Genomic DNA, 15547 nt, shown 5'->3' with positions numbered 1-15547 from the left:
TCGGAGAGACTGGATGCCGCTTAGCCTGATCGCCCTCGCCCTCCTCGCCCAGACCGCCCCCGCCACGCAGCAATCGGCGACGCCCCCGCCGCGCGATCCGCGCAACTGGCCGGCGCCGGTGATGGACACGGTAGCGCCCAAGCTGCCGCCGCTCCGGCGCGGTGCGGTGCTCGTCCTGTCCAAGACCAACGGCTTCCGCGATCCCGAGCAGATCGACGCCGCCAACGCCACGCTCGCCGAGATCGTCCGCAAGCAGGGTCGCGACGTGTTCGAGACCGAGAATGCCGCGGTGATGAACCCGCGGGATCTCGCCAAATTCTCGACGGTGGTGCTCAACAGCACCTCGGGCAACATCTTCGACGAAAGCCAGCGCGCGGCGTTCAGGAACTGGGTGGAAAAGGGCGGCGGCGTGGTTCTGCTGCACGGCGCCGGCGGCGATCCGCAATATGACTGGCGCTGGTATCCCGAGGTGCTGATCGGCGCCCAGTTCATCGGCCATACCGGGCGGCCCAAGCAGTTCCAGCAGGGCAGCATCGACGTGATCGACCGCAGCAATCCCGCCACCCGTGACCTGCCCGCCAAATGGGTGCGGACCGAGGAATGGTATTCGTTCGACAAGGTGCCGACAGGCAACTGCACCCGCATCCTCGCGACGCTCGACGAGACCAGCTACGAGCCGTTCCCCGAGCGCGTGCGGATGGGCAAGGAGCATCCGCTGATCTGGACGCGGTGCGTCGGCAAGGGCCGGGTGTTCTTCTCGGCGCTGGGGCACAAGGCGGAGACCTATGCCGAGCCGCTGCACCGCACGCTGATCTCGGGCGCGATCCGCTGGGCCGCGCGGCGCTGAGGGCCCGACCCGGGAGGATCGGGCCCGATCTTCTTTGCCCAGATCAGCGCGGATTGCCGAAGCGCTTGCGGAAGCCGGTCAGGTCGATCTTGAAATCGTCCTCGCCGTGGAAGGCTTCGTCGCTCAGCTTCGGCTTCTCCGCCGCCTTGTACCAGGCGGCATATTCGGCGGTGTCGCGGCTCTGCTTCTTGTAGTGCGTCGAATAGGTGCGCACCTGGATCGTCGGGGTCGCGCTGCCCATGTCGAAGCGCATCAGGCGCAGCCAGCCGTCGCCGATGCCCTCGCCCGGGCCCATCTTCGCGCCGGCATCGATCGCGCTCTGGCGACGGTCCTGATAGTCGGCGAGCACCTGCCACACCGGGTGGCCGGCGCGGTTGTTGTCGACGCGTATCGCCTGGCCATGCTCATGGCCGCACAGCACCAGGAAGATCTGGTCGTGCTGGCTGATGAACTTGTCCCACACCATCTGCGGGCTGTTGTCCTCCGCGTCCACGGCGTGGCCGTCGATGATCGGATTGGGAACGCGCTCGCCTTCCTTGGTCATGTAGTCGTGCGTGGAGACGATGGTCGGCAGGCCGGGATGCTCGGCGATCACCTTGGCCGCCCATTCGAGCGAGGCGTTAGGGGCGTCGAACTGCAGGCCGATGTGCAGGAAGGTATAGCCGCCCGCCTTGAAGATCTGGGCGCTGTCGGCACCGCCGTCATGGCTGGCGACATACCAGCGCTTGTTCTTGAAGAAGGGCTTGTCCGCACCGAACAGCGAGCGGAAATTGTTCAGCCCGCCGGGATGCAGCATGCCCAGGCTCGACATGTCGGTGAACTTCGCCGCCGGCGGGTGGCTGGAGTCGGTCCACATCGCGTCATAGTCGTGATTGCCCGGCACCACCGAGAACGGCACCTTGCCGGCGATCATCTCGTATCCCTTGCGCGCCGTGGCGATCTCGACGGTCGTCACCTTCGGCGTCGGCGCGAAATGCGCGTCGAGGATCGGGTTGGCGACACGCTTGAAGCCGCGCGCGGCATGGCCCGGATCGATCGTCAGCGTCTGGTGCTGCCACACATCGCCCAGCGCCGTGACGAAATCGATGTCGCCGCCGTTCGAGCGCAGATTGGCGGCGATGTACGCCATCTGGTCGAGGAACATCCGGTCCGCGTCGAACTTGAAGCCCTCGGCGGTCTGGTGGGTGTAGTCGGTATAGTTCTGCGTGTCCGAGATCGCCGCGATCGTGAAGCTGCGGTCCTGGGCCAGGGCCGGCACCGCCGCCCCCGAAAGGGCTGTAACGGCGGCGAGAAATGCTGCGGTCTTGCGCATGGTCTTGCTCCTGAGATGCGGGGTCAGAACTTCACGCCGAATTCGGCGCGATAGGTGCGGCGGGTGCCGGCGATGAAGGTCGGGATGCCGAAATTGTCGCCGGTATTGCCGGCATCGACGATGAACTTCTCGTCGGTCAGGTTGTCGCCCACCAGCGCGAAGCTCCAGCGCTCGCCCGTGCCGGTGAACGAAAGCCGCGCGCTCAGCAGGCCGAAGGAACCCTGATATTCGTCGACGACCCGGTCGCTATAAGCCGCCGGCGTGCGCACCTGCAGGTCCGGGCGGTCGTTGTTGTCGTCGAAGAACATCTTCGACTGCCAGCTGTAGAGCGGCGCGAAGCTGAACCGCCCGCCCGCGACATCGGCATAGAAGTCCGCCCCGATCGCATACTTGTTGTCCGGGCTGTTGCGGAAGCGGTTGCCGTCATAGACGCCGTTCTTGAAGCGCGCCTTGTTCCAGCCATAGCTGCCGAACAGGCGGATGCCGTTGATCGGCGTGTAGCTCAGCTGCGCCTCGATGCCGGTCGCGTCCGCCTTGCCGGCGTTGATCGTGCCGATCGTGCCGTTGACCGTGCCCAGCGTCTGGAAGTTGCTGTACCGATAGTGATAGATCGACAGGTCGCCGGTCAGCCGCCCGCCCAGCGCGCGGGTCTTGATCCCAGCTTCGGCCGATTGCAGCGATTCCGCCGGAATGATCTGGACCACCCCGGTGTTGAGTACCTGCACCACCTCGGGCCGCTTGCCGATGCCGTAGACGGCATAGAGGTTGACGTCGGACGTCACCGAATAGCGCAGGCCGGCGCGGCCGGTCAGCGTGTTCGAGCGGTTCTCGCCCGCGACCACCGCACCACCCGGCGTCGGCTGCAGCAGCAAGCCGCGGCCGGTGAGCCGGCTCACCCCCAGCGGCGTCAGCCCCTGCAGCGACGCTTCCTTCTTGTCGAAGGTCACGCGGCCGCCGCCGAACAGCTGCAGCCCGGGCGCGAGATCGGCGGTGACGTCGGCGAAGACGTCATAGGTCATGATCTTCGCGTGCGAGACCTGCTGGTCGATATGGAAGGGCTTGAGCGCCGCCGCCGTCGGCCCGAGCAGCGCGTTGATCTGCGCGTTGGTCAGCCCGCGCGGCGCGAGCGCCTGGAGCTGGCCGCCGAGCAGCAGCGCCATCGCCCGCTCGTCATAGCCCAGGCTGAAGTCCATGCCGTTGTCGGCACGGAACGCGCTGGCGCCGACAAAGCCCTGGAACGGCCCGACATCCTTGAAGTTCAGCCGCAGCTCCTGCGACACCTGATAGCCGTAGTTGCGCTGCTCATAGGCAATGATGTTGGTCGGCGTGCCGTCATTGTCGCCCGACTGGAACGCGTCGGCCCAGCGGAAGCCGGTGACCGAGGTGAAGCTCAGCCGATCGTTCAGCTGCCAGTCCAGCGTGCTGCTGATGTTGACGATGTCGCGCTTGAACATCGGCTCGCGGAAGCTGCCGAACGTATCCAGATGCGTGGGCGTCCAGAAGTTCAGGTCGCCGACGATCGCGCCAGTCTTCTGGTCGAGCGGCAGGAAGGTCCGCGACTTGAACGGCACGCCGCCGCGGGTGTCGTCGCGGTCATAGGTGGCGATCAGATTCATCTCGAAATCGGCGCTCGGCGTCCAGCGCGCGGCGAAGCGGAGCGCCTGGGCGTTCACCGCATTGTAGGTACGGTCGGACTGGGTATCCGAGACGAAACCGTCGCGCTGCCGGGCGAGCCCGCCGATGCGGACCGCCAGGGTATCGCTCACCGGCAGGTTCACCACTGCCTGAGCCGACCAGTAGCTGTAGTTGCCGCCGGCCACCTTGGCCTCGACGCCGAACGTGTCGGCCGCGCGCTTCTGGTAGATCGACACCCCGCCGTTAAGCGCCGAGCGGCCGTGCAGCGTCGATTGCGGGCCGCGCTCCACTTCGATCCGGTCGACGTCGAAGATCTCGGTATAGGAAGCCGTCGCCTGGGTGACCGGCATGCCGTCCTGGAACACCGCGACGCGCAGCTCGGCCTGGGGCTGGAAGTCGTTCGAGGTAATGCCACGCACCGAGAATCCCGGCGCGAACTTGTCCTGCAGCTGGATCACGAAGCCCGGCGTGATCGCCGAGACCTTGCTCAGCTCGGTGCCGCCGATCCGCTCGAGCGCGTCGGCGCTGTACGCGCTGATCGCCATCGGCACGTCGGTGATCCGCTGCTCGCGCTTCTGGGCGGTAACGACGATGTCGTCCCCCATTACGGTGTCATCCCCATCGCTCGGCGACTGGGCCGCGGCGCGATCCTGTGCCAGCTTGGCCGGCGCATCGACGCGTGCGGATTCGCCGGTAGCCTGGGCATGCGCCTGCGTCGCACCAAGAACCAACATGCTGGAACAGAGTAGAAATTTATACATGCTTCCAACCCCCGACTATTTATGAGACGGTCACGTATCGATATTCCGTGACAGAATTGCTGCAGGAGCGAGAAGAATCTTGAACGCCGGGAATGAAGTGCTGCGCGGCAGGGGAAGACCGCGCGACGGGGGGATCGACGCCAATATCCGCGAGGCCGCCTGGGCGCTGCTCGCCGATCATGGCTATGAGGGGCTCACCTTCGAGGCGCTGGCCGAGGCGGTGGGGTGCGGCCGCGCGACCCTGTACCGCCGCTTCGCCTCCAAGGACGCGCTGGTGGCGACGATCCTCGATGAATCCTCCCGCGCGGTGGAACCGGTGATCCGGCCCGAGATGACACCGCGCGACGCGCTGATCGCCCATACCAGCGCATGCCACACGCTGATGGCCGGCAATTACGGGCGGGCGCTGCTCAAGCTGGACGCGGTCCTTCGCGACAATGACGCGCTGGGCAAGGCGACCGCCGGGCAGATCGAGAACGAGCTCGATTTCTACCGGCGCGAAATGCTGCGCCTGCGACCGCAGACGCAGCCGGCTGACCTCGACTTCATCATCCATACGCTGGTCGGCAGCGTGATCTACCATGTCGCGTTGCTGCGCCGGGAACTCGATCGCCGGCGGATCGAGCAGCTGGTCGATCAGGCGATCACGCTGCTGGAAACCCTCTGACCCGGGCACAAAAACGCCGCCCGCGACAGGGCGCGGGCGGCAAGGAAATGGTGCCAGACTTTGGAGAGACCCCGGCACCGCGAAAGAGGGGCCGGGCGCGGCAGGTACGCCGCCGCGCCCGGAAACAAGCTTACATCCGGAACGAAGCGCTCAGCGAGTAGACGCGGCCGTTCTTGTACACCGCGGTCGGGAACCTCGGATCCGAGCTGTACTGGTAATAGGTCTCGTCGAGCAGGTTCGACGCCGATGCGCTGACCTGCAGCTTGTCGGTGATGTTGTACGAAATCGATGCGTCGAGCTGGCTGTAGCCGTCTGTGTAATCCTGCGACTGCTGGCGGCCGAAGCGATAGAAATACTTCGAACGACGGTTGAAGCTGACGCGCGCCTGGAACGGCCCCTTCTCGAAATAGGGCACGATCGTGAACGTATCGCGCGACAGATAGGGCAGGCCCGTGGGCGAACCGGTATCGGCATCGGTGAAGGTGTAGTTGGACTGGATGCCGAAGCCCCAGAACAGATTGGCGTTCGCGGTGAGCGAGAAGCCGGTGACCTTCGCCTTGCCGCCGTTCACCGGGCGCGAGATCGAATAGATCAGCGTCCGGCCGGTCACCGTGTTGGTGAGGCTGACATTGTCCTCCACCTGGTTGCCGATATAGTTCGACACGTCACGGTAGAAGACTTCACCCGAGATGTAGCTCGCCGGTGCGAAATACCATTCGGCGGAGAGGCCGAAATTGGTCGCCGCATAAGGCTTCAGGTCCGGATTCCCGCCGCTGCCCGAACGGGTGGTGTCGTCGAGCGAAAGCGAGCCGGCGAGATCCGAATAGCGCGGACGCGCCATCACCTTCGCCGCCGAGGCACGCAGCATCACATTCTCGCCCGCCTGGAAGATCAGGTTGGCGGCCGGCAGGAAGCGGTTGTCGTCCGTCGTCACCTGGGTCGGTGCGAACACGCCGCCGCTCTGCACGTAGAATTGCGACTGGTCGCGGGTGAAGACGTAGCGGCCACCGATATTGCCGCGGAAACGGCCAGCCTCGAAATTGGCCTGCACATAGCCGGAGACGATCGTTTCCTTGACGTGGAAATACTGGTCCTTCGAAAGGCCGCGGCTCACATTGATGTTGCCGTACTTCTCCAGCGTCGCACGGATCGCATCGGCATCCAGCGTGGCATAGGGCGTGCCGTTGCCGCTCACGCCCAGGCCGTCGTACAGGTTGCTGTCGAGGACATAGGGGTTGAGATCGGCGAGCGTGAAGTTCCGGTTGGTGAACGTCGCGCCGCCAACGGTCGTGTTGCTGTTGGTGTGGCTGGCGAAGCGCGCACCGAACAGGATCTTGTTGATCGGGCCGAGATTGACGGCGCGTGCGACGTCCGCCTGACCGAACAGCTCCTTGTCGCGGGTCTTCTCGGCGAAGGTGATGCCGCCGATCTGGCGTCCGAAGAACGGATTGCCGCCATTGGCCGCGCGCACCGCCGCTTCGGTCTGGTTCTCACCGCCGAGCGCCGTGTAGTTGCTCAGCCAGCGCGACGGGTCGCTCGCCGGATACTGCCAGTTGACATAGGTTTCCTTGCCGTTGGTCCCGGAGGTGAACCCCTGCTTGGTGCGGAAATCGAGCAGATATTCGGGGTCCTTGCCGCCGGAGGCGCGGGTCCCGCCGAAGTTCGCGGTGATCACCCAGTCGCCCGGCTTCCAGTCGACCATCAAGGTGAGCGAGTCATTCTTGACGCGGGTGCGGCGGAAATTGGTGTCGAGCTGGCCGGTCGCACCGTTGCCGCTGGTGATGCCGGAGAAGGTCGCCGAGGTGACCATGCCGTTCGCATAGGTCGCGCTCTGCAGCAGCGAGCCTTCATAGCCATAGGTATATTCGGAGTTCGACAGGTTGTCGTAGTTGCCACGGATCACCAGCGCGGTGCCGGTGAGCGTCAGGTTGTCGGCCGGGCGAACCTGCAGCGCGCCGGAGAAGCCGATGCGCTCACGCTCCTGCTTGAAGAACTCGCGGGCAAGGAACGAGGCCACGCGGGCCTTGCTGAAGTCGGCGATCATCGCCGCATTGGGCAGTTGGCCGTTCAGCGTCGGACCGCTGGTGACGCGGCCGTCCGCGCCATAGATGATGTTGCCGTTGGTATCCTTGGCATAGCGGTCGAGCAGTGCATCGCCGGTACGGTACCAATAGACCGCCGAGCCGGCGCGGCTGAGCTGCTCCTTGTCGTAGTTGACCGCGCCGAGGAAGCCGATCGTGTCGTCGGCATTGTGCCAGCTGTACAGCGCCGAGCCGCGGAAGCTGCCGCGCTTGGCACGGCTGTTGTACTCGCCGCCGCCGGTCAGCGCGACGGTGTTGGGGGCGAGGTCGAGCGGCTTGCGGGTGACGATGTCGACGCTCGCGCCGATCGCGCCTTCCTGCAGGCGTGCCTCGGGGGTCTTGTAGACGACCGCCTGGCTGATGATCGTCGGTGAGAGCAGCGAATAGTTGAACGAGCGGCTGGAGCGATCCGAGGGGTTGCCGCCCCAGTCTGCGGAAGCGACGGAATGGCCGTCGATGGTCAGGCGGTTCAGGGCGGGCTCGACACCGGCGATGGAGAGCTGCTCGCCCTCGCCGAACTGGTGGTCGACGGTCACGCCCGGCAGGCGCGAGAGCGATTCCGCGACGTTGCTGTCGGCCAGCTTGCCGACATCCTCGGCGCTGATCACGTCGACGATCGAGTCGGCGCGCTTCTTGGTCTGGATTGCGTCCTGAAGGCTCTTGCGGATGCCGGTGACGACGATCTCGCCATTGGAACCGTCGTCGCGCTGCGAAGGAACGGCATCCTGCGCATAGGCCGGCAGCGCGGCACAGATAAGCGCAGTACCGGTCAGGAACTTAAGTCGTAGATTCATTGGTCCATCCCCCGTCGCTTGCATCGCCGGACTGGCCCAGCCAGCCCGCATCTTCCTGCGGATACACAACGTCTCTCGAACGCCTCTCCCGCTCGATTCTTTGCGAATCCGGGCATCGGGGCGCCTTGGGACCAGTGTGTAACCATGATCGAACCAATCACGCAATAGTTTTTGGAAATTTGTTTTGCGTATGAAAATGAAGCGTGACATTTGAGCGGACGCCCCTGATGTTGCGCCGAGCAAATCGAGCCGGATAGGAGAGCAAATGAACGCTATGGGCACATGCGCGCCGCTCCGGATCGCGCGATCGAAACCAGCCGCTGCCGCGTGCGCAGTTGATGCAATTGGTCTCTTGCCTGCACGGATGGGCAGGTCGCTTCGGAGCCATGGGAGTCGAAACTCGGCATGACCTACAGCACCGCAATCCGCGCCTCGGGCACCCGTTCGGACAGCGCCTGGCTGGGCGATCTGCCGACCCATGACCACCGGCCGCTCTATGCCCAGTTTGCGCAATTGCTGCGCAAGGCGATCACCGACGGGCGGCTCGAAGCCGGCGCCGCGCTGCCGCCCGAACGCGATCTCGCCGCCGAATATGGCGTGTCGCGCATCACGATTCGCCGCGCCATCGCGGAGCTGGCGGAAGACGGGCTGCTGACGCGCAAGCAGGGTGCGGGCACCACGGTCACCCGCCGCATCGAGCAGAATTTCTCGCGGATCAGCTCCTTTTCCGAGGAGATGGCGGCGCGCGGGCAAGTGGCGAGCAGCAGCTGGATCCTGCGCGCGCAGGGCATCGTCACGCCCGCCGAGGCGATGCAGCTGAACCTGTCGCCCGGTGCTCCGGTGATGCGCTTCCACCGCGTCCGGATCGCCGACGATGCGCCCATGGCGCTCGAATTCTCGACCGTTCCCGGCTATTGCCTGGGCAGCATCCACGACGTGTCGGAATCGCTGTACGCCGCCTTGGCCCATACCGATCATCGCCCGGTCCGTGCGCTGCAGCGGCTGCGCGCGGTACCGTTCACCAGCGCCCAGGCGCGGCTGCTGCAGGTCGATGCCGGAACCCCCGGGCTGCTGATCGAGCGCTGCGGCTTCCTGCGCGACGGCCGGCCGGTCGAGTACACCCAATCCTATTATCGCGGCGACGCCTATGACTTCGTCGCGGAGCTCACCGACCTCTGATCTTCACTCCGCGCAGAAGATCATGACAAGCCGTTTGCGCTAGGCTAGCGTTGTCAGATGCCGTCAAAGCCAGCATCGCAGATCAAGTCGGACGCCAAGAAAGCCAAAACAGACGGCAAGTCGGCCTCCCCCAACTATAGCGCGCCCGCCCTGGAGAAGGGCATCGACGTGATCGAACTGCTCGGCAACGAGCCGTTCGGGCTCACCATCACCGAGATTTCACAGCGGCTCGGCCGCTCGGTCAGCGAGCTGTTCCGCGTCGTCGTCGCGCTCGATCGGCGCGGCTGGCTGCACAAGGATGCCGCGACCGACCGCTACCGCGTCACCTACAAGCTGCTCGAGCTCGCGCATCGCGCCACGCCAGCACAGGAGCTCACCTATGTCGCGGCGCCGCGCATGCACGCCCTCGCCGCGGCCACCATGCAGTCCTGCCACCTCGCGGTCATCAACGGCGCGCGCGGCCTGATCGTCGCGCGCCAGGAAAGCTCGGGCCCCACGGGCTTCGCGGTGCGCCTCGGTACCGAGATCACCCTCGCGAACAGTTGCTCGGGTCACGTGCTGCTCGCCTTCATGGACGAGGCCAGCCGCGCGGAAGTGCTCGGCGAACAGCTCTCCCGCACGCTTTCCAAGCGCCTGGCAGCGGTCCGCACCCAGGGTTACGAATCCATCGCCAGCTCCCGACTGGCCGGCGTCTCGGATCTCTCCTGCCCGATCTTCGGGTTCAACGGCCATGTCGTCGCGGCGCTCACCATTCCGTACCTGGCGGTGATAGACGACGCGCCGCACCTTTCGGTGGAAGAGACGCTCGACCATCTCAAGGCCGCCGCGCTCGACATCTCGACCGTGCTCGGCTGGTACGATCGCGAGGAAGCACCCGTGGTGCCCACCCTGTCGGTTCCCGAACCGCAACGCGCCCGCCGGACCCGCAAGGCGGGCTGATCCGCCCAACAAATTGCACCGATTCCGATGCACATCGCCGCCGGCACCGGGACCATCCGGCACCGCTTGCGGACGCATCTACGCGTGACCATCGCTTGACAGAAACCGCCTGGACATAGTGCGTTCGCCTGCGCTCTCCGTGCCCGCGCCCGCCCGCCGCGCAACGACGGGAAAACAGGTAAATTTCATCTGGAAATGATATTTCCATATACAAAATGAACACGGCTTAATAAGAACAAGTCACATTAGTGCCTGACACTTGTTCCTTCCGTCACAGAGAAAATCGCCAATGACCGTGATCACCGGCCTGCGCGTGCTGGACATCCGATTCCCCACCAGCCTTTCGCTGGATGGCTCCGACGCGATGAATCCGGATCCGGATTACTCCGCCGCCTATGTGATCCTCGAAACGGATACGCCCGACCTCAGCGGCCATGGCCTCACCTTCACCATCGGCCGCGGCAACGAGATCTGCGTCGCCGCGATCGAAGCGCTGCGCCCGCTGGTGATCGGCCAGTCGCTCGACACGATCCGTGCCGAGCCGGCCGCCTTCTGGCGCCACATCACCGGCGACAGCCAGCTGCGCTGGATCGGCCCCGACAAGGGCGCCATCCACCTCGCCACCGGCGCGGTCGTCAATGCGGTCTGGGATCTCTGGGCCAAGGCCGAGGGCAAGCCGGTGTGGAAGCTGGTCGCGGACATGTCCCCGGCCGAGCTCGTCCGGACGATCGACTTCCGCTACATCAGCGACTGCGTCGCGCCCGAAGAGGCACTCGCGCTGCTCGAGGCCCGCGCCGTCGGCAAGGAAGAGCGGATCGCGCTGCTCCGCGCCGAGGGCTATCCCTGCTACACCACCTCGGCCGGCTGGCTCGGCTATGACGACGACAAGCTCCGCCGCCTGGCGCAGGAGGCGATCGACGCCGGCTTCCGTCACATCAAGCTCAAGGTCGGCGTCGACCTGGCGGACGACATCCGCCGCGTCGCGATCGCGCGCGAGGTACTCGGCCCCGATCGCACGCTGATGATCGACGCCAACCAGGTCTGGGAAGTCGACCAAGCGATCGAATGGGTCAACGCCCTCGCCTTCGCCAAGCCCTTCTTCATCGAGGAGCCGACCAGCCCGGACGACGTGCTCGGTCATGGCCGCATCCGCGCCGGCATCGCACCGGTGAAGGTCGCGACCGGCGAGATGTGCCAGAACCGCATCCTCTTCAAGCAGTTCATCATGAGCGGCGCGATCGACGTGGTGCAGATCGATGCCTGCCGCCTGGGCGGCGTCAACGAAGTGCTGGCGGTGCTGCTGATGGCAGCGAAGTACGACCTGCCGGTCTGGCCCCACGCTGGCGGCGTCGGCCTGTGCGAATATGTCCAGCATCTCGCGATGATCGACTATCTCTGCTTCGCCGGCACGCGGGACGGCCGCGTGATCGAATATGTCGATCACCTGCACCAGCATTTCCTCGATCCCTGCGTGATCCGCTCGGCCGCCTATATGCCGCCCGAGCGCCCAGGCTTCTCGATCGAGATGAAGCCGGAGACGCTCACCCGCTACCGGCACCAGCCCGGCCGCGAGCAGGCCGCCTGAACCGTGGGGCGAGACATGGATCTCGCCCTGGGGGCCAGGTTCTGCAGGAAGCTCCGGCCCGAATGATATACGGTCGGCACCAGATCGGCCTTGACGATATCGTGCCGACCCCGTTCAGCACAGGGATGGATAGCGCAGGGACAAGCACGACGACACCAGCCGGAAATCACCGCCGGATGCCCGAGGCCCCTGGCTCATTTTTTCCTGTGAACTTGTATTTTAAATACGCAATTATACAAAGACCACATCCCGCTCAGCGGGGGGAGGAAATCTGAAAATGGCCAGTCGCGCGTCCGCTGCCGCACCGCCGATCATCGAGCGCCGCTATGCGGTCGCCTTCGCGCTCGTCACTTCGCTTTTCTTCTCCTGGGCACTGGCCGCCGCACTGAATGACGTGCTGATCCGCCAGTTCCAGAAGGCGCTGGACCTCACCCGCACCGAAGCGAGCCTGATCCAGTTCGCCTTCTATGTCGGCTATTTCTGCGCCGCGATCCCGGCGGGGCTGCTGATCCGCCGCCTCGGCTACAAGAACACCATCCTGATCGGCCTGGCCTGCTACGCCGGCGGCGCCTTCCTCTTCTATCCCGCAGCGGCAAGCGAACAGTACGGCCTGTTCCTCGTCGCCCTGTACGTGATCGCCATCGGCCTCGCCTTCCTGGAGACCGCGTCCAACCCCTATGTGACGATCCTCGGGGCGCCCGAGACCGCGTCCTCGCGCCTCAACCTCGCCCAGTCCTTCTACGGGATCGGGGCGGTGATCGGCCCGATCATCGGCGGGCTCTTCATCTTCTCCTCGGACGAGCGGACCCAGGCGCAGATCGCCGCAATGGCCCCGGCCGAGCGCGCCGCCTGGCGGTCCGCGGCGGCAACTGCGGTGCAGGGCCCGTACCTCGCGATCGGCGTCGCGGTCTGCCTCCTCGCCTTGCTCATCGCCTGCACGCGCTTCCCGGTCCTCGAACAGGCGAAGAAGACCGCCGGCAATGGCCGCCCGCTCTTCGCCGTGCTGCGCCACCGCCGGCTGCGCGCCGCCATCCTCGCGCTCTTCCTCTATGTCGGCGCCCAGGTCGGCGTGTGGAGCTTCTTCATCGATTTTTCCAAGAGCCAGGCCCCGCAGCTCAGCGAGCAGACGACTGCCTTCCTGCTCTCCGCCAGCCTCGGCATGCTGATGATCGGCCGCTTCAGCGGCGCCTTCCTGCAGCAGCGTTTCGCGCCCGCGCGCCTGCTCCTCCTCTACGCAGTGGCGAACGTGCTGCTCTGCGGCTTCGCCGCCTTCGCCACCGGCATGCCGGCGGTCGGCGCGCTCTGGCTGACCAGCTTCTTCATGTCGATCATGTTCCCGACGATCTTCGCGCTCGGCGTCGAGGGCCTGGGCGAGGAGACTGAAAGCGGTGCTGCCTTCCTGATCATGGCGATCATCGGCGGTGCGGTGTTCCCGCCGCTGATGGGCCTGGTCTCCGAACGGGTCGGCGGCGTCCACCACATGATGCTCGTGCCCATGCTCGCCTTTGCGGGCGTGCTCTATTTTGCCGTGCAGCGGCTCCGCGAAGGACGTACCCAGTGACCCGCGCCTTGTTCGCCCTCGATCTGGACAATGATCCCGAGCTGATCGCCGCCTATGAAGCGCGCCACGCGCCCGGATCGGTATGGCCTGAGATCGTGCATGACATCCGCCAGCGCGGCTATCGCGAGATGGAGATCTGGCGCGTCGCCAATCGCCTGGTCATGCTCGCCGAAATCGTACCGGAGGGCCTCACCCCTTCGGCCCCCGAACTCCAGCCGATCATCGACCAGTGGGAATCCGAGATGGACGCCTATCAGCGCCCGATCGCATCCGGCAGCCCGAAATGGCTGCCGATGACCCGCATCTTCGCGCTCGACGAGCAGCCTGCGGCATGATTCCGGTCCGCACGATTCCCCGCGCGAAGATCAAGGTCAGCGAGATCGGATTTGGCGCGGCGCCGCTTGGCAATCTCTACCAGCCGATCACCGATATCGAAGCCAGGGCCACGCTCGAGCGCGCGCTCGCGGCGGGGATGAACTATGTCGATACGGCGCCGCACTACGGCCACGGTCTGAGCGAGCGCCGCGTCGGCGACGCCCTGCGCGAACGCGAAGGCGTTGTGCTGTCGACCAAGGTCGGCAGGCTGCTCCGCGCGGACGCCACGCTGCGCGGCGACGATTCCGAGCGGGAAGGCTTCCGCTCCCCGCTGCCCTTTGCCCGTCATTATGACTATACATATGACGGTATCCTGCGTTCCTATGAGGACAGCCTGCAGCGGCTCGGCCTGGCCAGCATCGACCTGCTCTATGTCCACGATATCGGCACCCGGACGCACGGCGCGGACAATGCCCATTATTTCGACCAGCTGACCCAGGGCGGCGGCTTCAAGGCGCTGGAGCGCCTGCGCGACGAGAAGGCCATTGCCGGTTTCGGCATCGGCGCCAACGAATGGCAGGTCGGCCTTGACGCACTCCGCCACGCGGATTGCGACGCGATGCTGCTCGCCGGCCGCTATACCCTGCTCGAGCAGGGCGCACTGACCGAGTTCCTGCCGCTCTGCCACGATCGCCAGGTCGGCGTGATCATCGGCGGCGCCTATAATTCCGGCATCCTCGCCACCGGCACCGCGCAGGGAACCGGCCTGCGCTACGATTATGGCGAAGCGCCTCCCGAAATCGTTGCGCGCGTCGCCAGGCTGGAAGCCCATTGCCGCGCGTTCGAAGTGCCGCTCGCCGCCGCCGCGCTCCAGTTTCCCCTCGCCCACCCCGCTGTCGCCAGCGTCCTGCTCGGCCTCGGCGCGCCAGGCCAGGTGGAGGAGACGATCAGGCTTCACGCCTTCCCGATCCCCGCGCAATTCTGGCTCGACCTCCGGGGCGAAGGCCTGATCGCCGAAGACGCGCCCATCCCGACGGATCGCTAGATGCGCGTCGATGCCCACTTCCACCTCTGGCGCCCGGCCCGCGGCGATTATGGTTGGCTGACGCCGGCCACCGGCGCCCTCTACCGCGACTATGAGCCGCAGGAATTCGCTCCCCTGCTGGTGGCGCACGACATCGAAGCCGCGATCCTGGTCCAGGCCGCCCCAAGCGAGGCGGAAACTCGCTTCCTGCTCGATCATGCCGAAAGCCGTCCCTGGATCGCCGGCGTCGTCGGCTGGACCGACCTGGCCGCCGATGACGCCCCGGCGCGGATCGCCGCCCTTGCCGAAACGCCCAAGATCCTCGGCCTGCGCCCGATGCTGCAGGACCTGGACGATCCCGCCTGGATCCTGGGCGACGCGGTCCGTCCCGCGCTCGACGCGATGGCAGAGCACGGCCTCGTCTTCGATGCGCTGGTCCGCGCGGAACAGCTCCCCGCGATCCTCACCCTCGCCACCCGGCATGCCGGCCTGTCGATCGTGCTCGATCATTTCGGCAAGCCGCGGATCGAGGACGCGCCCGACAGCGAATGGCGCGACGCGATCGCCGCCCTTGCCGGCATGCCCAATGTGACGATCAAGCTCTCGGGCCTGCTCACCGAGGCGCCGCCGCACGCCGACGCAACTACCCTCGCCTCCTGGTTCGACCATGTCGCATCCAGCTTCGGTACCGAGCGCATCCTGTGGGGCAGCGACTGGCCGGTCGTGACCACCGCCGGCAGCTATGCCGACTGGATCGCCATCACCAACACGCTTCTCGCCGCCTTCGATTCCCGGGCACGCGAGGCCATTTTCGGTGCCAATGCGGCACGAATCTATCAGCTCTGAC

General features: G+C 65.8%; 12 protein-coding genes. 9 read left to right on the top strand and 3 right to left on the bottom strand.

The window, feature by feature from the left end; all coding sequences use genetic code 11:
• Positions 1 to 13: 13 nt before the first annotated feature.
• Positions 14 to 847, top strand: coding sequence for a ThuA domain-containing protein (locus tag GGR46_RS13075; RefSeq protein WP_183998387.1), 834 nt, complete (start codon positions 14 to 16; stop codon positions 845 to 847).
• Positions 848 to 890: 43 nt separating this feature from the next.
• On the opposite strand, the gene GGR46_RS13070 is transcribed toward GGR46_RS13075, so the two are convergent.
• Positions 891 to 2159: a metallophosphoesterase gene (locus tag GGR46_RS13070; RefSeq protein ID WP_183998386.1), complete on the bottom strand. Its 1269-nt coding sequence runs from the start codon at positions 2157 to 2159 to the stop codon at positions 891 to 893.
• Positions 2160 to 2182: 23 nt separating this feature from the next.
• Complete coding sequence (locus GGR46_RS13065) at positions 2183 to 4528, bottom strand: TonB-dependent receptor (RefSeq protein WP_246426062.1); 2346 nt, start codon at positions 4526 to 4528, stop codon at positions 2183 to 2185.
• 106 nt (positions 4529 to 4634) lie between these two features.
• Between GGR46_RS13065 and GGR46_RS13060 the strand changes: the two genes are divergently transcribed.
• The gene (locus GGR46_RS13060) at positions 4635 to 5222 is read left to right on the top strand and encodes a TetR/AcrR family transcriptional regulator (protein WP_183998384.1); all 588 of its coding nucleotides are present in this window, start codon (positions 4635 to 4637) and stop codon (positions 5220 to 5222) included.
• A 130-nt stretch (positions 5223 to 5352) separates the two neighbouring features.
• Here GGR46_RS13060 and GGR46_RS13055 read toward each other — a convergent pair whose 3' ends face one another.
• The gene (locus GGR46_RS13055; RefSeq protein ID WP_183998383.1) at positions 5353 to 8097 is read right to left on the bottom strand and encodes a TonB-dependent receptor; all 2745 of its coding nucleotides are present in this window, start codon (positions 8095 to 8097) and stop codon (positions 5353 to 5355) included.
• 405 nt (positions 8098 to 8502) lie between these two features.
• On the opposite strand from GGR46_RS13055, the gene GGR46_RS13050 reads away from it, so the two are divergent.
• The 7 genes from GGR46_RS13050 (at position 8503) to GGR46_RS13020 (ending at position 15546) form a co-directional block, all read left to right on the top strand.
• Positions 8503 to 9276: a GntR family transcriptional regulator gene (locus GGR46_RS13050; RefSeq protein WP_183998382.1), complete on the top strand. Its 774-nt coding sequence runs from the start codon at positions 8503 to 8505 to the stop codon at positions 9274 to 9276.
• A gap of 57 nt (positions 9277 to 9333) precedes the next feature.
• Positions 9334 to 10215 carry an IclR family transcriptional regulator gene (locus GGR46_RS13045; RefSeq protein WP_183998381.1) on the top strand — a complete coding sequence of 294 codons (882 nt, stop codon included), beginning with the start codon at positions 9334 to 9336 and terminating at the stop codon, positions 10213 to 10215.
• 289 nt (positions 10216 to 10504) lie between these two features.
• Positions 10505 to 11800, top strand: coding sequence for an L-fuconate dehydratase (locus GGR46_RS13040; protein ID WP_183998380.1), 1296 nt, complete (start codon positions 10505 to 10507; stop codon positions 11798 to 11800).
• A gap of 277 nt (positions 11801 to 12077) precedes the next feature.
• A complete protein-coding gene (gene fucP, locus GGR46_RS13035) occupies positions 12078 to 13361 on the top strand; it encodes an L-fucose:H+ symporter permease (RefSeq protein ID WP_183998379.1) in 1284 nt (427 codons plus the stop codon).
• Entirely contained in the window at positions 13358 to 13696 is a 339-nt protein-coding gene (locus GGR46_RS13030) for an L-rhamnose mutarotase (protein ID WP_183998378.1), read from the top strand. The genes fucP and GGR46_RS13030 overlap by 4 nt, the downstream gene beginning before the upstream one ends.
• The gene (locus GGR46_RS13025) at positions 13693 to 14721 is read left to right on the top strand and encodes an aldo/keto reductase (RefSeq protein WP_183998377.1); all 1029 of its coding nucleotides are present in this window, start codon (positions 13693 to 13695) and stop codon (positions 14719 to 14721) included. Before GGR46_RS13030 ends, GGR46_RS13025 begins: the two co-directional genes overlap by 4 nt.
• Positions 14722 to 15546, top strand: coding sequence for an amidohydrolase family protein (locus GGR46_RS13020; RefSeq protein WP_183998376.1), 825 nt, complete (start codon positions 14722 to 14724; stop codon positions 15544 to 15546). It begins immediately after the preceding gene.
• Position 15547: the final 1 nt, after the last annotated feature.

The organism is Sphingomonas kyeonggiensis, from assembly GCF_014196745.1.
Classification (GTDB): domain Bacteria; phylum Pseudomonadota; class Alphaproteobacteria; order Sphingomonadales; family Sphingomonadaceae; genus Sphingomonas; species Sphingomonas kyeonggiensis.
This window is presented reverse-complemented; position numbering and strand designations above follow the sequence as displayed.

Bases quoted from the DNA above. Each gene is read 5' to 3' on its own strand.
- GGR46_RS13075 (WP_183998387.1), top strand. From the start codon at position 14: ATGCCGCTTAGCCTGATCGCCCTCGCCCTCCTCGCCCAGACCGCCCCC.
- GGR46_RS13070 (WP_183998386.1), bottom strand. From the start codon at position 2,159: ATGCGCAAGACCGCAGCATTTCTCGCCGCCGTTACAGCCCTTTCGGGG.
- GGR46_RS13065 (WP_246426062.1), bottom strand. From the start codon at position 4,528: ATGTTGGTTCTTGGTGCGACGCAGGCGCATGCCCAGGCTACCGGCGAA.
- GGR46_RS13055 (WP_183998383.1), bottom strand. From the start codon at position 8,097: ATGAATCTACGACTTAAGTTCCTGACCGGTACTGCGCTTATCTGTGCC.
- GGR46_RS13050 (WP_183998382.1), top strand. From the start codon at position 8,503: ATGACCTACAGCACCGCAATCCGCGCCTCGGGCACCCGTTCGGACAGC.
- GGR46_RS13045 (WP_183998381.1), top strand. From the start codon at position 9,334: ATGCCGTCAAAGCCAGCATCGCAGATCAAGTCGGACGCCAAGAAAGCC.
- GGR46_RS13040 (WP_183998380.1), top strand. From the start codon at position 10,505: ATGACCGTGATCACCGGCCTGCGCGTGCTGGACATCCGATTCCCCACC.
- fucP (WP_183998379.1), top strand. From the start codon at position 12,078: ATGGCCAGTCGCGCGTCCGCTGCCGCACCGCCGATCATCGAGCGCCGC.
- GGR46_RS13025 (WP_183998377.1), top strand. From the start codon at position 13,693: ATGATTCCGGTCCGCACGATTCCCCGCGCGAAGATCAAGGTCAGCGAG.
- GGR46_RS13020 (WP_183998376.1), top strand. From the start codon at position 14,722: ATGCGCGTCGATGCCCACTTCCACCTCTGGCGCCCGGCCCGCGGCGAT.